This is a genomic window from Bradyrhizobium sp. CCH5-F6, assembly GCF_001556045.1.
Taxonomy (GTDB): Bacteria; Pseudomonadota; Alphaproteobacteria; order Rhizobiales; family Xanthobacteraceae; genus Bradyrhizobium.
Genome location: NZ_LSIC01000049.1, coordinates 1 through 20259, shown reverse-complemented (window position 1 = coordinate 20259; position 20259 = coordinate 1). Strand labels below are relative to the sequence as shown.

Below are 20259 nucleotides of genomic sequence, written 5' to 3'. Positions count from 1 at the left end.
CCAGTCAGCACTTGACGTCGTATCGATCCAGAAGATGCCACCAGGAGCCCCGGCGGGCGATGAAGCGTCAGGGACTTTTGGAGGAGCCGGCTGAAGCGTGCTCTGCGGTGTAAGCTTATCGAAGACAGCCAATAGGACGATCGCTGCTATGGTCCCTGCGGCTAACTTGAGGTTCGTCTTACCCCCCGGGTTTAAGGCCACCAGCAGGACGGCAACTATGGCTAGCCCGACTATTCCAAGTGGAACGACGTCCTTTATCCAGGCCATGGCATCCGCGCTCCAAATTAATTCGTATCCTAAAGCCTCCATGATAATCGCACTGGGTCCCGCCCAGCAACCAATGATTGCCGCAGCGACTGGGTCACACGAAGTCAATGGTCGCTGACCGAAAAATAGAACCGCGCGCACCAAGCCGTTGTTAGACCTCGCGGCCGCGTATCAGCTCCGACTTACATTTCGTCTTTGTCGAAACGAGCAACCTTGCCCCCGAGTCGCAAATCGCGCATTCGATTCCCGTGCATCACCAACACGGGGCTGACATATGACCGACTTTGGAAGGTTCATTCCGACCTCGACCTACAACGATCTCGTTACCGCGCTGACTGAGATCGACGACCGCAATCCCTTCAGCGAAGGCAGCGCCGCCGCCCGCGAATGGCGGGAAAACGAGATCAAGCTTGTGCTCGGTATGACTGGCGACATCTGGCCCTTGGAGATCCGGGGCGACCTGATCATAGACGCGCTCACGCACGCGGACAAAATGTCGCACTAAAGAGGTGACGAAGTCCCATATCGCGCTGACTATAGGGCGAAACAGCGATCGGCTCCGGCCGCTCGTGTCTCCTCTGTCAGTGTGTCAGCCGGCGGGCATCCCCGCCGGCTGATTTTTCAGAGGTGACCACGCAACCACTGATACGGAGAGAAGTGAATGCCCATCGATCCCTTTAAACCTGTCACGTATTCCGCTGCCCGCCGTCGCTTCGAGCGAGCAACGGGCTTGAGCGTTTACACTCTGACAGCGCGCGAAAGTGAATTTCATTCCGGTGCCAAATACGCCCTGGTCAATGAGGAAGGCTACATCACTGCAACCGGGGAGATCGACACCGTTGAAGCATGGTGTCGTTACGAAGGCGTGCTGATGCCGCACGAATTCTTGAAGGATGCAGCATGACCAGCTTCACCTACGACGACGACCGCCGCACCGGCACCTATGAAGTGCGATCGGGCATCGTGCATGTCACCACTGAATTCGGGACCAAGTCGACCCAGGTCGGCGGCTCGCCACCACTGGTCATCGCCCGAATGCTAGCCCGCGAGTTGATGCAGGCCGCGAAGCTTATGTGACTGGAAAGAGGGCGCGGATCACACCGCGTCCTCTACGGTTCTGGACTCACAGAATGCTCGGGCGTGAAGGCCCGTTCATTCGCCCGCTTCTTTCGATAGTAGCCGAGACGACCATTCGTGCAGCTATCAAAATAATCGTTTGAGTCAGGCCACTCGAAATAGCAATTCCGCCGGATAAGCTCAAAAACTGCCTTTGGGATATCGTCCGGCCTAACGGCTTCAGGAAGCGGATTTGTCGGAGGCTGGTATCGGAGTGGCAGAATCCACATCGTCCCAATGAGAGGGAGTCCAGCGGTCCTCCTGCCGTAAAAATCGGGAAGGTTCGAACAGGTCTGCCTTAGTGCGATTCCGTTGGTCACTTGCTTTGACCACTGCGATTCATCCTTGGCACTAGCCTTTCGGATGTAGTCAGCAAACTTTCCGCTCCTTTGTCGGACATCATCATAGCTGAGTCCAACCGAGCTTAGGTCGGCGGCAATCTTCGTATTGTTGAGGCCTGAACCGCAATATCTAGCCAAGCCAGTAACTGTGAAGAGCGCTTCAATTGCTTCTGTCTGGAGAGAATCAGGTTCCTCTGCACCGGCCGAAGGCGGCGCAATCAAGTTCAGAAAGACAGACACCGTTACCAAGACCAGCACGTGGTTCATGGCCTCACCTCATATTTTCCGCGCGAGATCCTCGACGCCCTCGCTATATGCGAATCCATACAAGCGATCGGGACGAATGGAAGTGCAACCTCTCACCAAGCGCGGGCTAACGAAACAGGAGGCAGCCGAATACGTCGGCTGCAACAGCCTCGCCGCGTTTGACCGTTGGGTGCAAAAGGGAATTATCCCCAGGTCAATGCCCGGGACCACTCGATGGGACCGCAGAGCGCTTGACGCCGCCCTAGACCGGGCATCTGGCCTTGTGACAGAATCAGCACCTGAACTGACCCCCTACCAGCGCTGGAAAGCCGAGAATGCGCGTAAGACCGAAGCCGCTTAAGCTCAAGGGCATCAACCGCGTCCCGAAGCGGCAGGCAGATGGCACGGTCAAATTCTATCTGTATCACCGGGCCACCGGCATTCGCCTCGACCCCGATCGGCTCGCGGAGACCTACGCGGAGGCAGAGAAGCGCACTCGACGGAAGAGCGAAAAGACGCTCACTGATCTCATTCGCCTGTTCGATACATCAAGCACCTACGCCGCACTGAGCGAAGAGTCCCGCAAGCAGTATCCTTGGAAGCTCAAGCGGATTGAGCAGCAGTGGGGAACGGTCCCTGAGGACACGTTCAACAATGCCGACGACGCCGACCTATTCGCGGCGGACGCCCTCGCGTAGCACCAGGAGTTGGGCAAGACCTCGCGCCGATCGGCCGACAACCGCATGTCGGCTCTGTGCCGCGTGCTCTCGTTCGCGAAAGAGCAGCGCCGCATCAAACACCACCCTATCCCGACCTTCCACCGGCTCTACAAGAGCGACCGGGCCGACAAGACGTGGTCGGAGGATCTACAGCAGAAGTTCATCAAGACCGCCCGGCCGGCGATGGCAACGGCCATGATCCTGGTCCGCAACACCGCAATGCGGGCCAGCGACGTCCGCAAGTTTGCCTGGACGCGCTACGATGGGCGGCGTGTTCAAATCCGGTCCAGCAAGACAGGCAAGATGCTTTGGATCCCTGCCACGCGTGAGCTGAAAGCGCACCTGGACGCCCTGCCCCGCTCCGGCGCCCTGGTCATGCTCACGCCAAGCGGCAAGGCCTACACCAAGCGCTATTTCAACGACCACTGGCGCGAGGACTCCGACGCGATCGGAGCTGGCGACCTGAATTTCCACGACAACCGGGGCACTGCCGCCACATTGCTGGCCGAGGCCGGTGCAACGGCGCCGGAGATCGCCGAGGCGCTGACGTGGACGGTAGACAAGGCACAGCGCGTGATTGACGCTTATCTAGCTCGTCGCGGCGTCCTGGTAGCCAACGCAATCCAGAAACTTGAAGAGCACCGCGACAAGATAGCTTCTCCAGCTCGGTTCAACGTCTGACTACTTGCGCTCCGGATTGTCACCGCGCCACACCCAATCGACGCGGATCGCGATCGTATCCTCGGCCTGAACGCCGAATGCTGACTTCATCACAGCGTCCCGCAATTCCCGCGCCTCGACTTTGTCACTGGCGTCAACAAACGGCAGCTGACGGACCAGCTTCTCTGCCGTCTGCGCATCTTTGCAGTAGACCGTCATGGGAGACATCAAATCCCCGCTCGGCTCAGTCACCTTCACTACAAACCCTGGCATCTTCGTTCCCATCCGCGAATACTGCACGCCTGCAAGTCATAGTTGCGTGCGGCAAATATGCGGGTTATCGCGCGCTGTTCAAGCCCCTGCATTCTGGGTTGGAACAGCTAAAGAACAAAAATTGCAAACTATTTGCAAACGGGCGGCCGACCGCAAACCGATCAGCCGGACCATCATTGATATTATTGGAAAAAATGGTCGGAGCGAGAGGATTTGAACCTCCGACCCCTAGTCTCCCAGACTAGTGCGCTAACCGGGCTGCGCCACGCTCCGAATGCCGTTCCATTAGCTAGGATCGCCGCGATGCGCAAGGCGAGGCCGCAGCATTTTGTCCTTCCTGCCCAAAGCGGGCCGGAACTGCCCGTCAAGCCGGCGGAATGCGGCCCCTACCCGTCCTTCAGCGCCTGGTCCAGCATCTCCTTCGCTGCGACGAGATCGGCGAGCGCCCGTCCCAGCCGCTCCCGGTCCAGCGCGCTGGGGCCGGCGGGTGCGGCAGGCGTGCCGCCCTTGCGGAAGGTGGTGAGGATCTCCTCGTCGTCGATCTCGGTGAAGCGGAAGTCGATGCCTTCCTCTTCATCCCCCTGATAGTCGTCATCGTCGCTGTCGGTGACGCCCTTGATGGGCGCCTCGTCCTCGGGCTCCATCAGGCTGGCGCCGATGGCGTCCTCGATGGCGCCGAACGAGACCGCGGCCGCGCCGTCGGCGAGGCCCTGCACCGATTTGACGCCGTGTTCCTTCAGGATCCGCTGCACGCCGCGGATGGTATAGCCCTCGCCGTAGAGCAGCCGGCGGATGCCCTTGAGCAGGTCGACGTCGTCGGGGCGGTAGTAGCGGCGGCCGCCGCTGCGCTTCATCGGCTTGATCTGGGAGAAGCGGGTCTCCCAGAACCGCAGCACGTGCTGCGGAATGTCGAGTTCCTGCGCTACTTCGCTGATGGTTCGGAACGCATCCGGCGCCTTGTCCAAATGCCAATCCTTTCCGAATGGCGGCTACGCCTCGGGTTGAGCCTTGTCGGAGGCATCGCCGTTGGTGCGGTGCTGGGCATTGATCCGCTGCTTCAGGATCGCCGACGGCTTGAACACCATGACGCGCCGCGGCGAGATCGGCACCTCGGTGCCAGTCTTCGGGTTGCGGCCGATGCGCTGCCCCTTCTTGCGGACCATGAAGGACCCGAACGAGGACAATTTCACCGTCTCGCCCTTCTCCAGGCAGTCGGTGATCTCCTTCAGCACGAGTTCCACGAAGGCAGACGATTCCGTGCGCGACAGGCCCACCTTCTGGTAGACGGCTTCGCACAGATCGACACGCGTTACGGTTTTACTTTGATCGGTCATCGCCCTGCCCCACATCACGGCGAACAATTCTCGTCTGAAATTATGAGCTTACGATACGGCGGTCAACAGCGCACATCAATGCAGGCACACCGATAATCGGCGCTGATTTCGGCAAAATTTTACCGAGTGTGTCTTACCAGCGCACCAGGGCGGACCCCCAGGTGAAGCCGCCGCCCATCGCTTCCAGCAGAACCATGTCGCCCTTCTTGATGCGGCCGTCCTTGCGCGCCACGGAGAGCGCGAGCGGAATCGAGGCCGCCGAGGTGTTGCCGTGCCGGTCTACCGTCAGCACCACCTTCTCGGGCGCGATGTGCAGCTTGTGCGCGGAAGCGTCGATGATTCGCTTGTTGGCCTGGTGCGGCACGAACCAGTCGATGCCGTCGGCATTGAGCCCGGTCGCCTCGAAGGCGTCGACGATCACGTCGGTGATCATGCCGACAGCATGCTTGAAGACCTCGCGGCCCTCCATGCGCAGATGGCCGACGGTCTGGGTCGAGGACGGTCCGCCGTCGACGAACAGCTTTGCCTTGTGGCGGCCGTCGGAGCGCAAGTGCGTGGTCACCACGCCGCGGTCGGTCGCGGCCTTGCCCGGCTGCTCCTGCGCCTCCAGCACCACCGCACCGGCGCCGTCGCCGAACAGCACGCAGGTGCCACGATCGTTCCAGTCGAGGATGCGCGAGAAGGTCTCGGCACCGATCACCAGCGCGCGCTTGAAGGCGCCTGTGCGCAGGAAATTGTCGGCGGTGGCGAGCGCGAACACGAAACCGGAGCACACGGCCTGAAGGTCGAAGGCCGCGCCATGATTGATGCCGAGCCCGTGCTGCACGGCGACAGCCGTCGCAGGGAAGGTGTTGTCCGGCGTCGAGGTCGCCAGCACGATCAGGTCGATCGACTGCGCGTCCATGCCAGCATCGCTGAGCGCCGCCTGCGCCGCCTTGATCGCCAGGTGCGAGGTGAATTCGCCCTCGGCCGCGATGTGCCGCTCGCGAATGCCGGTGCGCTGCACGATCCACTCGTCGGAGGTGTCGATCCGCGCCGCCAGTTGCGCGTTGGTCACCACCTGCTCCGGCAGATAAGAGCCGCAGCCGAGCACGACCGAACGAATTTTCGTCACGAAACAGCCTCCTGCGCGGCCTGCACCGAACTGAGTGCACCGCCCTCGCGGTTGAGCATCTGATTGATCTTGTTCAGGAGATCGTAGTGAGCCATCTCATAGCCAACATCGATCGCATAGGCAAAGCCTTCGGCGTTGGTTCCGCCATGGCTCTTGACCACCACACCCCTCAATCCGAGCAGCACGCCGCCATTGGACTTGTTGGGGTCCATCTTGTCGCGCAGGGCCTGGAAGGCGCTACGCGCGAAGACATAGCCGAGCTTGGACAGCCAGCTCCGCTGCATCTCGTTACGGAGCAATTCCGCCATCTGCCGCGCGGTTCCCTCGGCAGCCTTGAGCGCAATGTTGCCGCTGAAGCCCTCGGTGACGATGACGTCGGCCAGGCCCTTGCCGATCCCGTCGCCCTCGACGAAGCCGATATAGTCGAGCTCCGGCAGGTTCCTCGCCCGCAGGATCTCGCTGGCTTCGCGGATCTCCTCGTGCCCCTTGATCTCCTCGGCGCCGATATTGAGCAGACCGACCGTGGGCCGCTTCTTGTTGAACAGCACGCTCGCCTTGGCCGCGCCCATCACCGCCATCGACACCAGGTGATGCGCATCACCGCCCAGGGTGGCGCCGAGGTCGAGCACGACGGACGCCCCGCGCTTGGTCGGCCATATCGCTGAGATGGCCGGGCGGTCGATGCCGGGCAGCGTGCGCAGGTGGAAGCGCGCCATCGCCATCAGCGCGCCGGTATTGCCGGCGGAGATCGCCACATCCGCCTCGCCCTTTTTGACGGCGTCGATCGCGAGCCACATCGAGGAGGTCTTGCGGCCGCGCCGCAGCGCTTGGCTCGGTTTGTCCTCCATGCTGACGGCGACGTCGGTATGGACGATCTTCGAGGCGGCTTTCAGCTTCGGGTGCTTGTCGAGTTCGGGCTCGATCCGGGCGCGGTCGCCGACCAGCAGGAACTCGGTATCGCGATGCCTCTGAAGCGAGATGGCCGCGCCCGGAATGACCACGGCGGGGCCGACATCGCCCCCCATGGCGTCCAGCGCGATGCGAACCTTGCTTGGCATGAAAGTCCTGGAAACCTGGTCTGGTGCGGTCTTGAGCTAGCGGGGCCGCAAAATGGGTTCGCCACGGACATGGCGACGGGCCGAGCGCCACGCCGCACCCGGACCGGGGCGCGACAATAGCGTTTTGTTACCCCGAAACAACCTCTTGCCCCCAGCCTTTTGCATTCGCGGCGATCTACGGGGGTACGTACAAATCGTCGGGAAACGCATTTGAAATCAAGCGGATATAGCCATTCTTTTGACCGGCAGGGCAAACGGCTCATGTCCCGTCCCAAGCAGCCCCACCGGAATTGCCCAGCTATTTGCTCTTTTTCCCGTCCTGAAGCGCCTTCAGCGCCGCAAATGGATGGTCCTCGGGATCTGGAGCGGTGACGTCGGCCTCGAACACGGCCCCCTCCTTGCGCGGATAGGGATCGATTGCCAGGAACAGGGCGTCGGTGGCGAGCCGGCCGAGGTCGATGATGCCATTCGCGATCGGCTCGGGAGGATCGGCGACCTCAGGCGGCTCCTCGCCGTCCTGCCCCTCCTCGATCAGATCGGCCAGGCGGCGCGCCTCGGCCTCGGGAGCGAACATCAGGTCGACCTCCTCCTCGATGTCGCTCTCGATCGGATCCAGCGTGACCACGCAGGTCTGGCCGACCCGGGCCCGGACGGAGCCGGTCACCTGAACACGGCCGCCGCTCTTGGGCACCACATCGAACTCCGCCTGGACGGACAGGATCTCGCGAACGCCTGCGAGCGCCGCCATGGCCTGCCGCTCGGCCGCCGATGCCTCAAGTTTGCGATGCAGGCCCCCGTCCGGAATTTGCGCAACGATGACGGGCGCTCGCCACGGATCTGGCTCGGATGCGGCATTTGGTCGGCTCATGGCGTGACATCCTCGGGGAGCACTGGAGGAAACTTGAAGGAAGCGCGCAACAGCGCAGCCTCGTCGGTCCGGCCGAGATCGGCCTCACTGGCCCGGGCATAGGCCGCGAGCCGCTTCGCCTGCTCGAAGCCGGTCCCATTCAAGATATTCTTGCAGATCGCCGATGCCAGCGCCTCGCCGCCGCCCTCCATGGCCTGGTCATAGGCCTGGACGCGGCCGTAGAAGGCCTCGCCGAAGGCCCGCATCCGCTTCGGCACGGTCTGGTCGCCCACTCCCATCTCGCGCAGATTGTCGTCCATATCCTCGCAGAAGCGATCGAACAGCGCCTGCGACAGCTCCGCGGCGCCCTGGACAGTACGAAGGCGGCGCAGCAGCAACCAGAGATGCAGCAGCAACAGGTCGAAACGCCCGTTAACCGTATCGGGCACGCCCAAGTCACGGTAAAATATAGGTTCTCGCGCCTGCGTCACGATCATGCCATAGATGGCTTCAATGGTGCCCGGCGGGGTTAGTCGGGGTTTCCTGAAGTGATTGAACGGCCAAAGCATTGTGGTTTCCGCAAGCGGGCGCGCGCGTGTTGCATTCAGAGCCTCCGCCCGGTACTTCAGCGCCTCGCGCGACGCAAGGGGACGGAATCAGTTCCGCTATGACAACAACGAACCAGACCAGCCTGCGCGCGGACAAGCGGCGCGGCCTTCACGCATGCTGGCGCGGCTTGCGCATGCTCGCGGCTACGGCCGTGGTCGGCGTGGCACTTGCGGGCTGCACCGGCGAGCAGTTCCAGAAGGGCTACATCCTGCCGCCCGGCGCGCTCGAGCAGATTCCGATCGGCGCGAGTCAGGACCAGGTGTTGATCGTGATGGGCACGCCGTCCACGGTCGCCACCCTCGACGGCGAGGTGTTCTATTACATCTCGCAGCGCTCGGAGCGCCCGGTCGCCTTCATGAACCAGAAGGTGGTCGACCAGCGGGTGATCGCGATCTATTTCGACAAGAATCGGCGCGTGCGCCGGCTTGCGAATTACGGCCTCCAGGACGGCAAGATCTTCGACTTCATCAGCCGCACCACGCCGACCTCGGGCCAGGAGATGAGCTACCTCACGCCGCTGTTCAAGCTGCTCAGCTTCAACTGAGACTCGTGAGCGCTTTCGCGCGGAGTCGACAACGACTCGCGTGAGAGAAAACGCGTGCAACGCGCATGCAGAGCCGTTCCAATTCCGTCGGAAGGTATATGACTCCAAGCTGCGGCGTCGTGCCGCCCTTCGCGCGGCACTCCCCGTCGCACGCGACTTGCGGTCGCACGAGCGGTTCCGTACGGTCCCTGCAACGAAAAAGCAGGGAGTGGATTCGTGCCTAAGCCTTTGTTGACCCGCCGTCGCGTTCTCACCGGCGCTGCCGGCCTTTCAGCCGCAGCCATATTGCCGCGATCGAGCCTCGCCGACTGGAAGCCCACCGAGAACGTTCGCCTCGTCGTGCCGGCTGCGGCCGGCGGCTCGACCGACGTGATGGGCCGGCTCCTGGCCGCGCATCTGCAAACCGCCTGGGGCCAGTCGGCGGTCGTGGAAAACCGCTCGGGCGGCGGCGGCACCATCGGGACTGCCGAGGTGGTCCGCGCCAAGCCTGATGGCCACACCATCCTGGTCGGCAATCCCGGTCCGAACGCGATCGCCTACAGCATCTTCAAGAACCTCAGCTACAAGCCCGACCAGCTCCAGCCGGTCTCCAACATGATCCGGATTCCGAACATCGTCTCGGCGCATCCCAAGACCGGCATCAAGTCGGTCGCCGAGCTGATCGCGTATCTGAAGGCCAATCCGGACAAGCTCAGCTACGCCTCCTCCGGCGTCGGTCAGAGCCCTCATCTCACCGGCGCCTGGTTCCTCCAGCTCACCGGCCTGAAGATGACGCACATCCCGTTCCGCGGCGCCGGACCCGCACTTCAAGCGGCACTCGCCGGCGACATCCAGATCCTGTTCGACAATCTCTACCCGAGCCTGCCGCAGGTGCAGAACGGCACGCTCAACGGTCTCTGCGTCACCACGACCGAGCGCAGCGACCTCGCGCCGAACCTGCCGACGATGCGAGAGAGCGCGCCCGAGCTGGCGAATTTCGACATATCGTCCTGGTTCTCGGTGTTCTTGCCGAAGGGAGTGTCACCCGAGGTGCTCAACGCGCTCAATCTCCAGATCAAGGCGATGCTGGAGCGCGAGGACATCAAGAAGCAGATCGCCGCCATGGGCGCCCGCGCCGACTACGGCACGCCGCAGCAATTTGCCGCCTTCGTGGAGGCCGAGACGAAGAAGTTCGCCGGCATCATCCAGAAGGAAGGGCTGCAGATGGATGTGCAATAGTTCTCGTGTCCCGGATGCCGCCTGCGGCATCCGGGACCAGAGCATGATCCGGAAAAGTGCACAGCGGTTTTCCGAGAAGATCATGCTTAAACAACAACCTAAAGCGCGATGACGATTCGTCCTGATCGCGTCGCGCTTTAGAGCAACTGCTATCCGGTCGTGACGCCGTCGATCGGGCTGATATCTCCGACGAAGCGCAACAGATCGCTCATCAGGAAAGTGCCGGGAGTCTTCGCCGGCAGCGTCGGCTTCCAGTTCTGCTGGCTGAGATAGGATTGGGTGTCGCCAGCGACGATGCCAATGAACACCTCCGCCACGATGCGCGCGCCGACCGGACCGAGCCGAAGGCCGCCGGTCTTCACCTGGGCCTCTTTGAGGATGTAGTACCAGAGCGGCGTCTTTCGATCGAAACCCTGGGCGGCCGCAACGGCGCCGTCCGTACCAGTTGCGATCTCCGTGGGCTTGAGCACGGGAATCCCCATCGCACGCGCCACATCCTGCCCCGACGGCAATCCGAGATTGACTCCGCGCTGCAGGTTGCGGAACGGGAGGCTTCCGCCGCCCCCTGGAAGATCGTGCAACTTCGGAATCAGGAATGGATCGATCTTTCGCGAATGGTTGAACAGGAAGTTTGGCGTCGGCGCAGGCGCCGGATCGAATTCGTAGAAGCGGCTCCAGTCGATGATCCAGTCCGTGGGCAAGGTGCTGACGTTGGGCGGGGAATTGGGTGCGTTGGGAGTGGTGCCGGCAATCTCGCCCAGGATGCGGCCGGAGAGCCCGGAGAAGAAGAACTCGAGGCTGAGGCTCGCCGCGGCAAAGCCGCCGGGCGTGAACACACGGTTGTGGCTATACGTCTCGCGAACCATGCTGTGCCCAAGCCGGTAGGCTGCCGCCGAGAACTCGACCGGCATATAGGGCACCTTCTGGAATCGATAGAACTTGCGGCCCTCGTGCAGAATCCTGGCGACGATGCCCTTTTCCGTCAAGCGCTCGACGAAATCGTGCAGCACCATCCATTGATAGTGCCAGGTCACCAGCTTCCTTGCTTCGGAGAAGAGCTTGTCGGCCGCCGGCGGGTTGGGACCGGCTGCGAGCATATCGACGACCTTGTTGTGGAATTTCAGGAACGCAAGGTGCGTCTGTGCGACCAGCAGGTTCTCGTCATTGCGGTGGTCGCCGATCAGGGCTCGCCCTTCCGAATTCCTCGTCAGATCGTTCGGAAAGACGCCGGCCGCGCGCGGCGTGGGCGCCGTCTTGCCGAGCAGGAACTTCGGCCCGGGCTGCGTGATGTTGTTGGGATCACGAGCGTAGAGTTGGGGGCTGCCATCCGGTCCCAGACCGTAAATGCTGTCCAGATCGAGCCTGGGCGTTCGGAAGTTCGTGGTGGCGTGGGGGTCCTCCTGTTTCTCGGCAAGCGACGTGAGATCAAGCGTAATGTCGTGATCGACGAATTGGCCGAGATAGGTGAAGCCCGAGGGAACGCTGGCATTGTCGCCGGCCTGATCGTCCGGACTGGCGTCCTTCATCGCGGCGGCAAGCGCCTGCAGCGCAGCCTCCGGTGCCGTGAAGGCCGGCAGGTCGAACATCCGCCCGAACATGCCGGGGTCTGCATTGGCGCTGGGCGGTTTCAAACCCGCCCTGGTCGGCTGGCGTCCGGCTTTCCCGTGTCTTGGATTCAGGTTTGCAGCTTGCGTCATTCTTCCCTCCAGTGGGTGAGACAACACCTGCACGGTAGCCCTCCGAGGGAAGACACTTTATAATTGAGCTCACAGTTCCCCTGCGACAAAGGCAGCTGCGAGGGCACGATTTCGTGAATCAAAAACCCCGCGGCTCACGCCGCGGGGTTTGTCTTGCAGACTGGTGACGCTGCTCAGTGTGCGAGGATCGCCAGCAGCAGAAGCGCCACGATGTTGGTGATCTTGATCATCGGGTTCACCGCAGGTCCCGCCGTGTCCTTGTAGGGATCGCCGACGGTGTCGCCGGTGACGGCCGCCTTGTGCGCATCAGAGCCCTTGCCGCCGAAATGGCCGTCCTCGATGTACTTCTTGGCGTTGTCCCAAGCGCCGCCGCCCGAAGTCATCGAGATCGCGACGAACAGGCCCGTCACGATCACGCCGAGCAGCATCGCGCCGACAGCCGAAAACGCCGCCGACTTGCCGGCCGCGCCGCCGCCCGCGATCGCGTAGATCGCGAAATAGACGACGATCGGCGACAACACCGGAAGCAGCGAGGGGATGATCATCTCCTTGATCGCCGCCTTGGTCAGCAGGTCGACCGCCTTGCCATAGTCAGGCTTGTCGGTGCCCTGCATGATGCCCGGCTTTTCGCGGAACTGACGCCGAACCTCCTCGACGATCGCGCCAGCGGCACGCCCCACGGCAGTCATTCCCATCGCGCCGAACAGGTACGGCAAGAGGCCGCCGAACAGCAAGCCCACCACGACGTAGGGATTGTTGAGCGAGAAGTCCGGATTGACGCCGGCGAAATAAGGATAGCGGGCTGAGCCGGCCACGAAGAACTTGAGGTCCTCGTTGTAGGCCGCGAACAGCACGAGGGCGCCCAGACCGGCCGAGCCGATCGCGTAACCCTTGGTCACCGCCTTGGTGGTGTTGCCGACCGCGTCGAGAGCGTCGGTCGACTTGCGTACCTCCTTGGGCAGTCCCGCCATCTCGGCAATGCCGCCGGCATTGTCGGTGACGGGGCCGAAGGCGTCGAGGGCGACGATCATGCCGGCCAGCGCCAGCATGGTGGCCGTCGCGATCGCGATGCCGAACAGCCCGGCGAGGCTGTAGGTCACCAGGATGCCGGCGATGATGACGATCGCAGGCAGCGCGGTCGCTTCCATCGAGATGGCGAGGCCCTGGATCACGTTGGTGCCGTGGCCGGTCACCGAGGCCTGGGCAATCGACTTCACCGGACGGTAGTCGGTGCCCGTGTAGTATTCGGTGATCCAGATGATCAGCGCGGTGACGATGAGACCGACCACGCCGCACTCGAACAGCGCCAAGCCGGTGTAGTTGACGCCATCGAGCTTGCCGAAGCCGATCAGGTAGTAGATCACCAGCGCGATGCCGATCAGCGAGAGGACGCCGGTCGCAATCAGGCCCTTGTAGAGCGCGCCCATGATCGACTGGCTCGGCCCGAGCTTGACGAAGAAGGTGCCGATGATCGAGGTGATGATGCAGATGCCGCCGATGGCGAGCGGCAGCGTCATCATTTCGGCGAGGATCGGCGTCTTGGCGAAGAAGATCGCGGCCAGGACCATGGTGGCGACCGCGGTCACCGCATAGGTCTCGAACAGGTCGGCGGCCATGCCGGCGCAGTCGCCGACGTTGTCGCCGACGTTGTCGGCGATGGTGGCCGGGTTGCGCGGATCGTCCTCGGGAATGCCGGCCTCTACCTTGCCGACGAGGTCGCCGCCGACGTCCGCACCCTTGGTGAAGATGCCGCCGCCGAGACGGGCGAAGATCGAGATCAGCGAGGCGCCGAATCCGAGCGCCACCAGGGCGTCGACGACGACCCGGCTGTCAGGCGCGAGCTTCAGCGAATGGACCAGGAAGGCGAAATAGAGAGTGACGCCGAGCAGAGCGAGACCCGCCACCAGGAGGCCGGTGATGGCACCGGCCTTGAAGGCGAGCTCGAGGCCGCCGGCTAGAGACGTCGTCGCGGCCTGGGCGGTGCGTACATTGGCGCGGACCGAGACGTTCATGCCGATGAAGCCGGCCGCCCCCGACAGGATGGCGCCGATGGCAAAACCGATCGCGACATAGAGCCCGAGGAAATAGGCAAGCAGCACGAAGATGACGATGCCGACGAGACCGATCGTGGTGTACTGGCGCCGCAGGTACGCCTGTGCGCCTTCGCGCACGGCTGCTGCGATCTCCTGCATGCGCGGCGACCCCGCATCCGCGCTCAACACCGAAGACGTCGCCCAAATCGCGTAGACGACGGAAAGCACTCCGCAGAGCACTATCAACCATAATGCTGTCATTTGATTATTGCCTCAGATCCTTGATGTACCCCCGGCGCCTTTTGTTGTCCGTCGTGCGGTGCGGCGCCTTGATTTCGAACAAGGCCGCCCCCTTGCCCTAAAGGGGCGGCCTTGTTCGGTCGCGAGCTTGCCAAAATCAAATTGAGGGTGCAACGCCGGATAAGGCCGAAAACGCCGATCTCGGCAGGTATTTAGACCAACACTGAGAACCAAGATGCCGATTTGGAGCAATTCCTAGAAGTGGCTGTAGGACAGCCGCCTCAAGAGCAGTTCCTGCCCCTGCCCGTCCAGGAAGCGCGGTCGCTCGCGCCCCTCCAGGATCGTTCCGATCGCGGTCAAGGTCACGCCCATCGCCCGCCCCGCAGCGATCATCGCCTCGCTTTGCGCCGGCGGAACGGTGCACAGCACCTCGTAGTCGTCGCCCCCGGCAAGCAGCGTCTCGACGCAAACGACCTTGCGGGCGAGCAGGCCTGCCGCCGCGGCCGAGAGCGGCACGCTCGCCAGCTCGACCGAAGCCGAGACTCCGGACGCTGCGCAGAGTTTCGTCAAATCACCGGCGAGGCCGTCGGAGACGTCCATCGCTGCGGTCGCGTGATCGCGCACGGCCCCCGCCAGCACATTGCGCGGCTGCGGCACCCGATAGCGTGAGACCAGAAAATCCCGTGCAGCGGGATCGGATATCAGCGCGCCGGCCGCCGCGCCGCCTTTGAGCACGTCGAGGCCGAGCGCGGCGTCGCCGATCGTCCCGGTCACCAGAATGCGGTCGCCCGGCCTTGCGCCGGTACGGCCGATCATGCGCCCCCTTGGCACACGGCCGAAGGCCGTGATCGAGATCATTTGCGGGCCCGGCGTCGACACCGTGTCGCCGCCGAGCAGAGGACAAGCAAAGTTCTCTGCGTCCTCGCCCAGTGCGTCCGCAAAGGGACGAAGCCAGGCATCCTCTTGGCTCCGCAGCGCCAGCGTCAGCACGAAGCCGGCAGGCAGCGCGCCCTTGGCGGCGAGGTCGGACAGGTTCACCCGCAGCGCCTTGCGCGCGATGGTGTCGGGCGGATCGTCGGCAAGATAATGCACGCCCTCAACGATGGCATCGGTGGTGATGACGATGTCGTCGCCGGATGAGGACAGGACCGCCGCGTCATCGACCAGCCCGAAAGCACCGGGATCGGTCGCCAGCGGCTTGAAGTAGCGCGCAATGAGGGAATCTTCGGCGGAGGGATTTTGCGAGTTTGCCATCGGCCCAGCTCACCCCTCGCGGTCACCGCCCGGCTTGACCGGGCGATCCAGTATTCCAGAGACGTTCATGCCAAATCGATAGGCTACCGCGTACTGGATCACCCGCCTTCGCGGGTGATGACGACGGAGTATGGGGCAGCCGCTTTGCATCCGCCCTCGGGTCATCCTACCCCCGCCCGAACTCGTCGCCGCGAAACTGGCGGCCGATCTGGTCGAGCACCGCGTTCACCATGCCGGTTTCCTCGCGATCGACGAAGGCATTGGCGACATCGACATATTCGGAGACCACGACGCGGCCCGGCACGTCCTTGCGATGCTGGAGCTCATAGGCCCCGGCCCGCAGCACCGCGCGCAGAATGGCTTCGATCCGCTTCAAGGGCCAGCCCTTCGACAGCGCCTCGTCGATCAGGGGATCGAGCTTCTTCTGGTCGCGCACGACGCCCGAGACGACGTCGCGGAAGAAGGCGGCTTCGGCCGGCAGATATGTATCGCCCTCGACCTCATTGCCGAGCCAATGGCTCTCGAACTCGGCGAAGATGTCGTTGATGCCGGCGCCTGCGATATCCATCTGGTACAGCGCCTGCACGGCTGCGAGCCGTGCCGCACCGCGCCGGTTCGCTTTCTTCTCGGTGCCGAGCGGAGGCTTTTTGGTGTTGTCGGCCATGGCTCAGGCCTGCGCCAGGCGGCGCTTGATGCGCAGCATCGCGAGCGCCGCGCGCGCGGCATCGCCGCCCTTGTCGAGCTCGCTGGCGCGCGCCCGCGCCCAGGCCTGTGCTTCGGTGTTGACGGTGAGGATGCCGTTGCCGAGCGGCAGCTTTCGGGCCACCGCGAGGTCCATCAGCGCGCGCGAGGATTCCTGGGACACGATCTCGAAGTGAATGGTGTCGCCGCGGATCACGCAGCCGAGCGCGATCACGGCATCGTACGGCTTGCCGTTCGCCGCGGCGGCATCGACCGCGATGGCGACCGCGGCCGGGATTTCCAGCGCACCGGGAACCGTGATCACGTCATGCGTCAGGCCAGCCGCTTTCAGCTCGGCCACCGCGCCATCCAGAAGCGCGTCCTGGAGATCGTCATAGAACCGCGCCTCGACGATCAGCGCGCGCGCGCCGGAAATGTCGGTCTGGTCCTTCAGGGGTGCGCGCCGCGCGTCTGCCATGGTTCAATCCGTTCTACAGTCGTCGGCGCGTTATGTAGTCGCCGCCGGCGGGTTAGCCAAGTTGAAAGACATTGTCATTCCGGGGCGTAAAGCGAACCCGGAATCTCGAGATTCCCCGGTGCGCAATTGCGCACCTGTGGTCTGGTCCTTCGGACCATCCCGGAACGGCCGGCTTTGCCGGTCACTTCATTTCCGTCAGCCGCGCCGCATAACGGGCCATCAGGTCGACCTCGATATTGACCTCGTCCCCCGCCTTCCAGCCGCCGATCGTCGTGACCGTCAGCGTGTGCGGGATGATCAGCACCGAAAAGCTCACGTCCTTGACCGTATTGACCGTCAGCGACACGCCGTCGAGCGTGATCGAGCCCTTGGTCGCGATGAACCGCGCCAGCTCCCGCGTGGTCGAGAGCTCGAACCGCGCCATGTCGGGCAGGTCTTCGCGGCTGACGAGCGTTGCAATCCCGTCGGCGTGGCCGGCGACGATGTGGCCGCCGAGCTCATCGCCGATCTTCAGCGCGCGTTCGAGGTTGAGCCGGGTGCCGAGCTTCCAGTGCTTCGCCGTGGTCAGCGCCAGCGTCTCGGCCGCGGCATCGACCTCGAACCAGGTAGTTTGCTTAGAGTCCTTGCTGCCTTCGACACCGGAGGCGACGACCGTCAGGCAGACGCCGTTGCAGGCGATCGAGGCGCCGTCGGCGATGGTGGTCCGGTCATAACGGCAGGCGATCCGCAGACGATGCAACTGGCCCTGCGCCGTCGGTGTGAAGGCGACGATCTCGCCGATATCGGTGACAATGCCGGTGAACATTACGCGCGCTCGTAGATGGTGAGAGTATCCTTGCCGAAGGTCTCGCTAGCATGAACCTTGTAGGCCTGCGACTGCGTGATTTTCGACAGGGGCAATGCATCGAGCGCATCGACGCCGCCCTCGCCGACCGCTTCCGCTCCGCGGAACAGCCAGATCTCGTCGACGAGGTCGGCCGCGACGAACGACGCCGCAACGCGGCTGCCGCCCTCGACCATCAGCCGCGTGATGCCTTTCTCCGCCAGCGCATGCAGCACGGACGGAAGATCGAGCCCGGAAGCACTCCCGGGCGGTATGCGGATGATCTGCGTGCCGGCAGCACCAAGGCGTGTCGCCGCGGCAGCTTCGGCGAGCTCTGAGCTGACGACCCAGAGCGGCGTCTCACGGGCAGAACGAACAAGCCGGCTCGTGGCCGGAATACGCAGATTCTTGTCGAGGACGACACGCACCGGAGACCGTGCTTCCATGCCCGGCAGGCGGCAGGTGAGTTGCGGATCGTCCGCCAGCACCGTGCCGATGCCGACCAGGATCGCATCGCTCTGCGCGCGCAGGAGATGCACGCGGTCGCGCGCCGCCTCACCCGTGATCGCGAGCGGCTTGCCGCCGGCAGCGCCGATCTTGCCGTCGGGCGAAACCGCGAGCTTGAGGATCACATGCGGACGCTTGTCCCGGATACGACGGAAATGGCCGGCATGATCGAAGGCAGCTTCCGCCGCACAAAGCCCCACATCCACATTGATGCCGGCGGCGCGCAGACGCGCATGCCCCTGGCCTGCGACCTCAGGATTGGGATCCTCGATCGCCGCCACCACCCGCTTGATGCCCGCTGCGATCACCGCATCGGCGCAAGGCGGCGACTTGCCGAAATGCGAGCACGGCTCCAGGGTGACGTAGAGCGTGGCGCCACGCGCCGACTCGCCCGCGCGCCGAAGCGCCTCAGGCTCGCCATGCGGCCGTCCTCCGGGCTGCGTCCAGCCGCGGCCGACGATGATGCCGTCCTTGACGACGACGGCGCCCACGGCCGGATTGGGCCAGGTCCGCCCCTGTCCGCGCTTGCCCAGCGAGAGCGCCAGCTCCATGAATCTACGATCGGCATCCTTGGCCTCGCGGGCCTTCTGCGCGAACTGATCCTCCAGGATGCGGAAGATCATTTGCGGATCGCGGCGAGCCGCGCTTCCTCCTCGCCGGAGAGCTCGCCGAGCACGTCGGCGAAATCCTTGGCCTCGCGGAAATTGCGGTAGACCGAGGCAAAGCGCACATAGGCGACGTCGTCGAGCGTGCGCAGATGCTCCATCACGGTCTCGCCGATCACCTCGGAGGAGATCTCGGCCTCGCCGCCGGTCTCGAGCTCGCGCACGATGGTGGAAACCATCTTCTCCACCCGCTCCGGCTCGACCTGCCGCTTGCGCAACGAGATCTGCACCGAGCGCATCAGCTTGTCGCGGTCGAACGGCACGCGGCGGCCGTTGCGCTTGATCACCGTGAGCTCGCGCAGCTGCACGCGCTCGAAGGTGGTGAAGCGGAAATTGCAGGCGACGCACACGCGCCGCCTGCGGATCACGGACGAGTCCTCGGTCGGACGCGAGTCCTTTACCTGCGTATCGAGACTGTTGCAGTTCGGGCAGCGCATCCGCGGACCTTAATTGGAGTTCCTAGTCTTACTGGTAGATCGGGAACCGGTCGGTCAGCGCCTTGACCCGTTCCTTGATCGCGGCCTCCACCAGCGGCGCCTTGCCGTCGGAGGATTGCGCGATCGCGTTGAGGACCTCGGCGATCATGCCGCCGACCTGCTGGAATTCGGCCACACCGAACCCGCGGCTGGTCGCTGCGGGTGTGCCGAGCCGAATGCCTGACGTGACGAAGGGCGATTCCGGGTCGAACGGAATGCCGTTCTTGTTGCAGGTGATCGCCGCGCGGACCAGCGCCTTCTCCGACACGTTGCCCTTCAGGCCCTTCGGCCGGAGATCGACCAGCATCAGATGATTGTCGGTACCGCCTGAGACGATATCGAAACCGTGGCCCTTCAAGGTCTCGGCCAGGGCCTTGGCATTCTCGACGACGTTCTTGGCGTAGACCTTGAAGTCCGGACGCAGCGCCTCGCCGAAGGCGACCGCCTTCGCCGCAATCACGTGCATCAGAGGACCGCCCTGCAGGCCCGGGAAGATCGCCGAGTTGAGCTTCTTGGTCAGCGTCTCGTCATTCCACAGCATGAGGCCGCCGCGCGGGCCGCGCAACGACTTGTGCGTCGTCGTCGTGGTGACGTGCGCATACGGCACCGGCGAAGCATGCACGCCGCCGGCGACGAGACCCGCGAAATGCGCCATGTCGACCAGGAGATACGCCCCGACGCTGTCCGCGATCTCGCGGAAACGCTTGAAGTCCCAGGCGCGCGAATAGGCCGAGCCGCCGGCCACGATCAGCTTTGGCTTGACCTCCTCGGCCTGCCTGGCGACCGCGTCCATGTCGATGATCTGGTCCTCGCGGCGCACGGTGTAGTGCACGGCCTTGAACCACTTGCCGCTCATGTTGACGGGCGAGCCATGGGTGAGATGGCCGCCGGCCGCGAGATCGAGACCCATGAAGGTGTCGCCGGGCTGAAGCAGCGCCAGGAACACCGCCTGGTTCATCTGGCTGCCGGAGTTCGGCTGCACGTTGGCGAATTTGGCGCCGAAAAGCTTCTTGGCGCGATCGATCGCGAGGTTCTCGGCGACGTCGACCCACTCACAAC

25 protein-coding genes and 1 tRNA gene are annotated in these 20259 nt (G+C 63.7%); 8 read left to right on the top strand and 18 right to left on the bottom strand.

What is annotated here, in order from left to right; translation table 11 throughout:
- Positions 1-541: 541 nt before the first annotated feature.
- The 3 genes from AX729_RS08325 to AX729_RS39475 all read left to right on the top strand — a co-directional run bounded on the left by AX729_RS08325 (position 542) and on the right by AX729_RS39475 (position 1344).
- Entirely contained in the window at positions 542-772 is a 231-nt protein-coding gene (locus AX729_RS08325) for a hypothetical protein (protein WP_061021931.1), read from the top strand.
- A gap of 156 nt (positions 773-928) precedes the next feature.
- Positions 929-1171 (top strand): hypothetical protein, encoded by a 243-nt coding sequence (locus AX729_RS39480; protein WP_156456805.1) that lies wholly within the window; start codon positions 929-931, stop codon positions 1169-1171.
- Positions 1168-1344 (top strand): hypothetical protein, encoded by a 177-nt coding sequence (locus AX729_RS39475; RefSeq protein ID WP_156456804.1) that lies wholly within the window; start codon positions 1168-1170, stop codon positions 1342-1344. The genes AX729_RS39480 and AX729_RS39475 overlap by 4 nt, the downstream gene beginning before the upstream one ends.
- Before the next feature lie 32 nt (positions 1345-1376).
- Here AX729_RS39475 and AX729_RS39470 read toward each other — a convergent pair whose 3' ends face one another.
- Positions 1377-1991: a hypothetical protein gene (locus AX729_RS39470; protein WP_156456803.1), complete on the bottom strand. Its 615-nt coding sequence runs from the start codon at positions 1989-1991 to the stop codon at positions 1377-1379.
- A 314-nt stretch (positions 1992-2305) separates the two neighbouring features.
- Between AX729_RS39470 and AX729_RS41065 the strand changes: the two genes are divergently transcribed.
- Positions 2306-2668: a hypothetical protein gene (locus AX729_RS41065; RefSeq protein WP_245325092.1), complete on the top strand. Its 363-nt coding sequence runs from the start codon at positions 2306-2308 to the stop codon at positions 2666-2668.
- Between the two features lie 9 nt (positions 2669-2677).
- Positions 2678-3370, top strand: coding sequence for a tyrosine-type recombinase/integrase (locus AX729_RS08320; RefSeq protein ID WP_245325091.1), 693 nt, complete (start codon positions 2678-2680; stop codon positions 3368-3370).
- Here the strand turns inward: AX729_RS08320 and AX729_RS08315 are convergent, their stop codons facing one another.
- Positions 3371-3568 (bottom strand): hypothetical protein, encoded by a 198-nt coding sequence (locus tag AX729_RS08315; protein WP_061021929.1) that lies wholly within the window; start codon positions 3566-3568, stop codon positions 3371-3373.
- Between AX729_RS08315 and AX729_RS39465 the strand changes: the two genes are divergently transcribed.
- Positions 3567-3839 carry a hypothetical protein gene (locus AX729_RS39465; protein WP_156456802.1) on the top strand — a complete coding sequence of 91 codons (273 nt, stop codon included), beginning with the start codon at positions 3567-3569 and terminating at the stop codon, positions 3837-3839. The genes AX729_RS08315 and AX729_RS39465 overlap by 2 nt on opposite strands.
- Here the strand turns inward: AX729_RS39465 and AX729_RS08310 are convergent.
- The 7 genes from AX729_RS08310 to AX729_RS08280 form a co-directional block, all read right to left on the bottom strand.
- Positions 3818-3895 (bottom strand) — tRNA-Pro (locus AX729_RS08310). The genes AX729_RS39465 and AX729_RS08310 overlap by 22 nt on opposite strands.
- A gap of 113 nt (positions 3896-4008) precedes the next feature.
- On the bottom strand, positions 4009-4587 hold the full coding sequence (locus AX729_RS08305) for a MerR family transcriptional regulator (protein ID WP_061021927.1): 579 nt from the start codon (positions 4585-4587) through the stop codon (positions 4009-4011).
- A gap of 24 nt (positions 4588-4611) precedes the next feature.
- Entirely contained in the window at positions 4612-4956 is a 345-nt protein-coding gene (locus tag AX729_RS08300; RefSeq protein WP_197433556.1) for an integration host factor subunit alpha, read from the bottom strand.
- Positions 4957-5089: 133 nt separating this feature from the next.
- The gene (locus AX729_RS08295) at positions 5090-6070 is read right to left on the bottom strand and encodes a beta-ketoacyl-ACP synthase III (RefSeq protein ID WP_061021925.1); all 981 of its coding nucleotides are present in this window, start codon (positions 6068-6070) and stop codon (positions 5090-5092) included.
- Positions 6067-7128: a phosphate acyltransferase PlsX gene (gene plsX / locus AX729_RS08290; RefSeq protein WP_061021923.1), complete on the bottom strand. Its 1062-nt coding sequence runs from the start codon at positions 7126-7128 to the stop codon at positions 6067-6069. The genes AX729_RS08295 and plsX overlap by 4 nt, the downstream gene beginning before the upstream one ends.
- Positions 7129-7426: 298 nt before the next feature.
- Positions 7427-7996: a YceD family protein gene (locus tag AX729_RS08285; protein WP_061021920.1), complete on the bottom strand. Its 570-nt coding sequence runs from the start codon at positions 7994-7996 to the stop codon at positions 7427-7429.
- Positions 7993-8544 (bottom strand): ubiquinol-cytochrome C chaperone family protein, encoded by a 552-nt coding sequence (locus AX729_RS08280; RefSeq protein ID WP_061021918.1) that lies wholly within the window; start codon positions 8542-8544, stop codon positions 7993-7995. Before AX729_RS08280 ends, AX729_RS08285 begins: the two co-directional genes overlap by 4 nt.
- 98 nt (positions 8545-8642) lie before the next feature.
- Here AX729_RS08280 and AX729_RS08275 point away from each other — a divergent pair, with 98 nt between their 5' ends.
- Together AX729_RS08275 and AX729_RS08270 are read left to right on the top strand one after the other, a co-directional pair.
- Positions 8643-9128 carry an outer membrane protein assembly factor BamE gene (locus tag AX729_RS08275; RefSeq protein WP_061021916.1) on the top strand — a complete coding sequence of 162 codons (486 nt, stop codon included), beginning with the start codon at positions 8643-8645 and terminating at the stop codon, positions 9126-9128.
- A 216-nt stretch (positions 9129-9344) separates the two neighbouring features.
- Positions 9345-10346: a Bug family tripartite tricarboxylate transporter substrate binding protein gene (locus AX729_RS08270; protein ID WP_061021914.1), complete on the top strand. Its 1002-nt coding sequence runs from the start codon at positions 9345-9347 to the stop codon at positions 10344-10346.
- A gap of 149 nt (positions 10347-10495) precedes the next feature.
- Here AX729_RS08270 and AX729_RS08265 read toward each other — a convergent pair whose 3' ends face one another.
- From AX729_RS08265 to glyA, 9 genes are all read right to left on the bottom strand, one after another.
- Positions 10496-12043 carry a peroxidase family protein gene (locus AX729_RS08265; RefSeq protein WP_061021912.1) on the bottom strand — a complete coding sequence of 516 codons (1548 nt, stop codon included), beginning with the start codon at positions 12041-12043 and terminating at the stop codon, positions 10496-10498.
- A 173-nt stretch (positions 12044-12216) separates the two neighbouring features.
- Positions 12217-14337, bottom strand: coding sequence for a sodium-translocating pyrophosphatase (locus tag AX729_RS08260; protein ID WP_061021910.1), 2121 nt, complete (start codon positions 14335-14337; stop codon positions 12217-12219).
- A gap of 234 nt (positions 14338-14571) precedes the next feature.
- On the bottom strand, positions 14572-15570 hold the full coding sequence (gene thiL / locus AX729_RS08255) for a thiamine-phosphate kinase (RefSeq protein WP_061021908.1): 999 nt from the start codon (positions 15568-15570) through the stop codon (positions 14572-14574).
- A 166-nt stretch (positions 15571-15736) separates the two neighbouring features.
- Positions 15737-16234 (bottom strand): transcription antitermination factor NusB, encoded by a 498-nt coding sequence (gene nusB / locus AX729_RS08250; protein WP_061021906.1) that lies wholly within the window; start codon positions 16232-16234, stop codon positions 15737-15739.
- A gap of 3 nt (positions 16235-16237) precedes the next feature.
- Complete coding sequence (gene ribH / locus AX729_RS08245; RefSeq protein WP_061021904.1) at positions 16238-16729, bottom strand: 6,7-dimethyl-8-ribityllumazine synthase; 492 nt, start codon at positions 16727-16729, stop codon at positions 16238-16240.
- 181 nt (positions 16730-16910) lie between these two features.
- Positions 16911-17534 carry a riboflavin synthase gene (locus tag AX729_RS08240; protein ID WP_061021903.1) on the bottom strand — a complete coding sequence of 208 codons (624 nt, stop codon included), beginning with the start codon at positions 17532-17534 and terminating at the stop codon, positions 16911-16913.
- Positions 17534-18682, bottom strand: a complete 1149-nt coding sequence (ribD, locus tag AX729_RS08235; RefSeq protein ID WP_061021900.1) for a bifunctional diaminohydroxyphosphoribosylaminopyrimidine deaminase/5-amino-6-(5-phosphoribosylamino)uracil reductase RibD — start codon at positions 18680-18682, stop codon at positions 17534-17536. Before ribD ends, AX729_RS08240 begins: the two co-directional genes overlap by 1 nt.
- Positions 18679-19161, bottom strand: a complete 483-nt coding sequence (gene nrdR / locus AX729_RS08230) for a transcriptional regulator NrdR (protein ID WP_011087793.1) — start codon at positions 19159-19161, stop codon at positions 18679-18681. Before nrdR ends, ribD begins: the two co-directional genes overlap by 4 nt.
- A 28-nt stretch (positions 19162-19189) precedes the next feature.
- Positions 19190-20259 (bottom strand): serine hydroxymethyltransferase (gene glyA / locus AX729_RS08225; RefSeq protein ID WP_061021899.1); only part of this gene is annotated, 1070 nt, incomplete at its 5' end.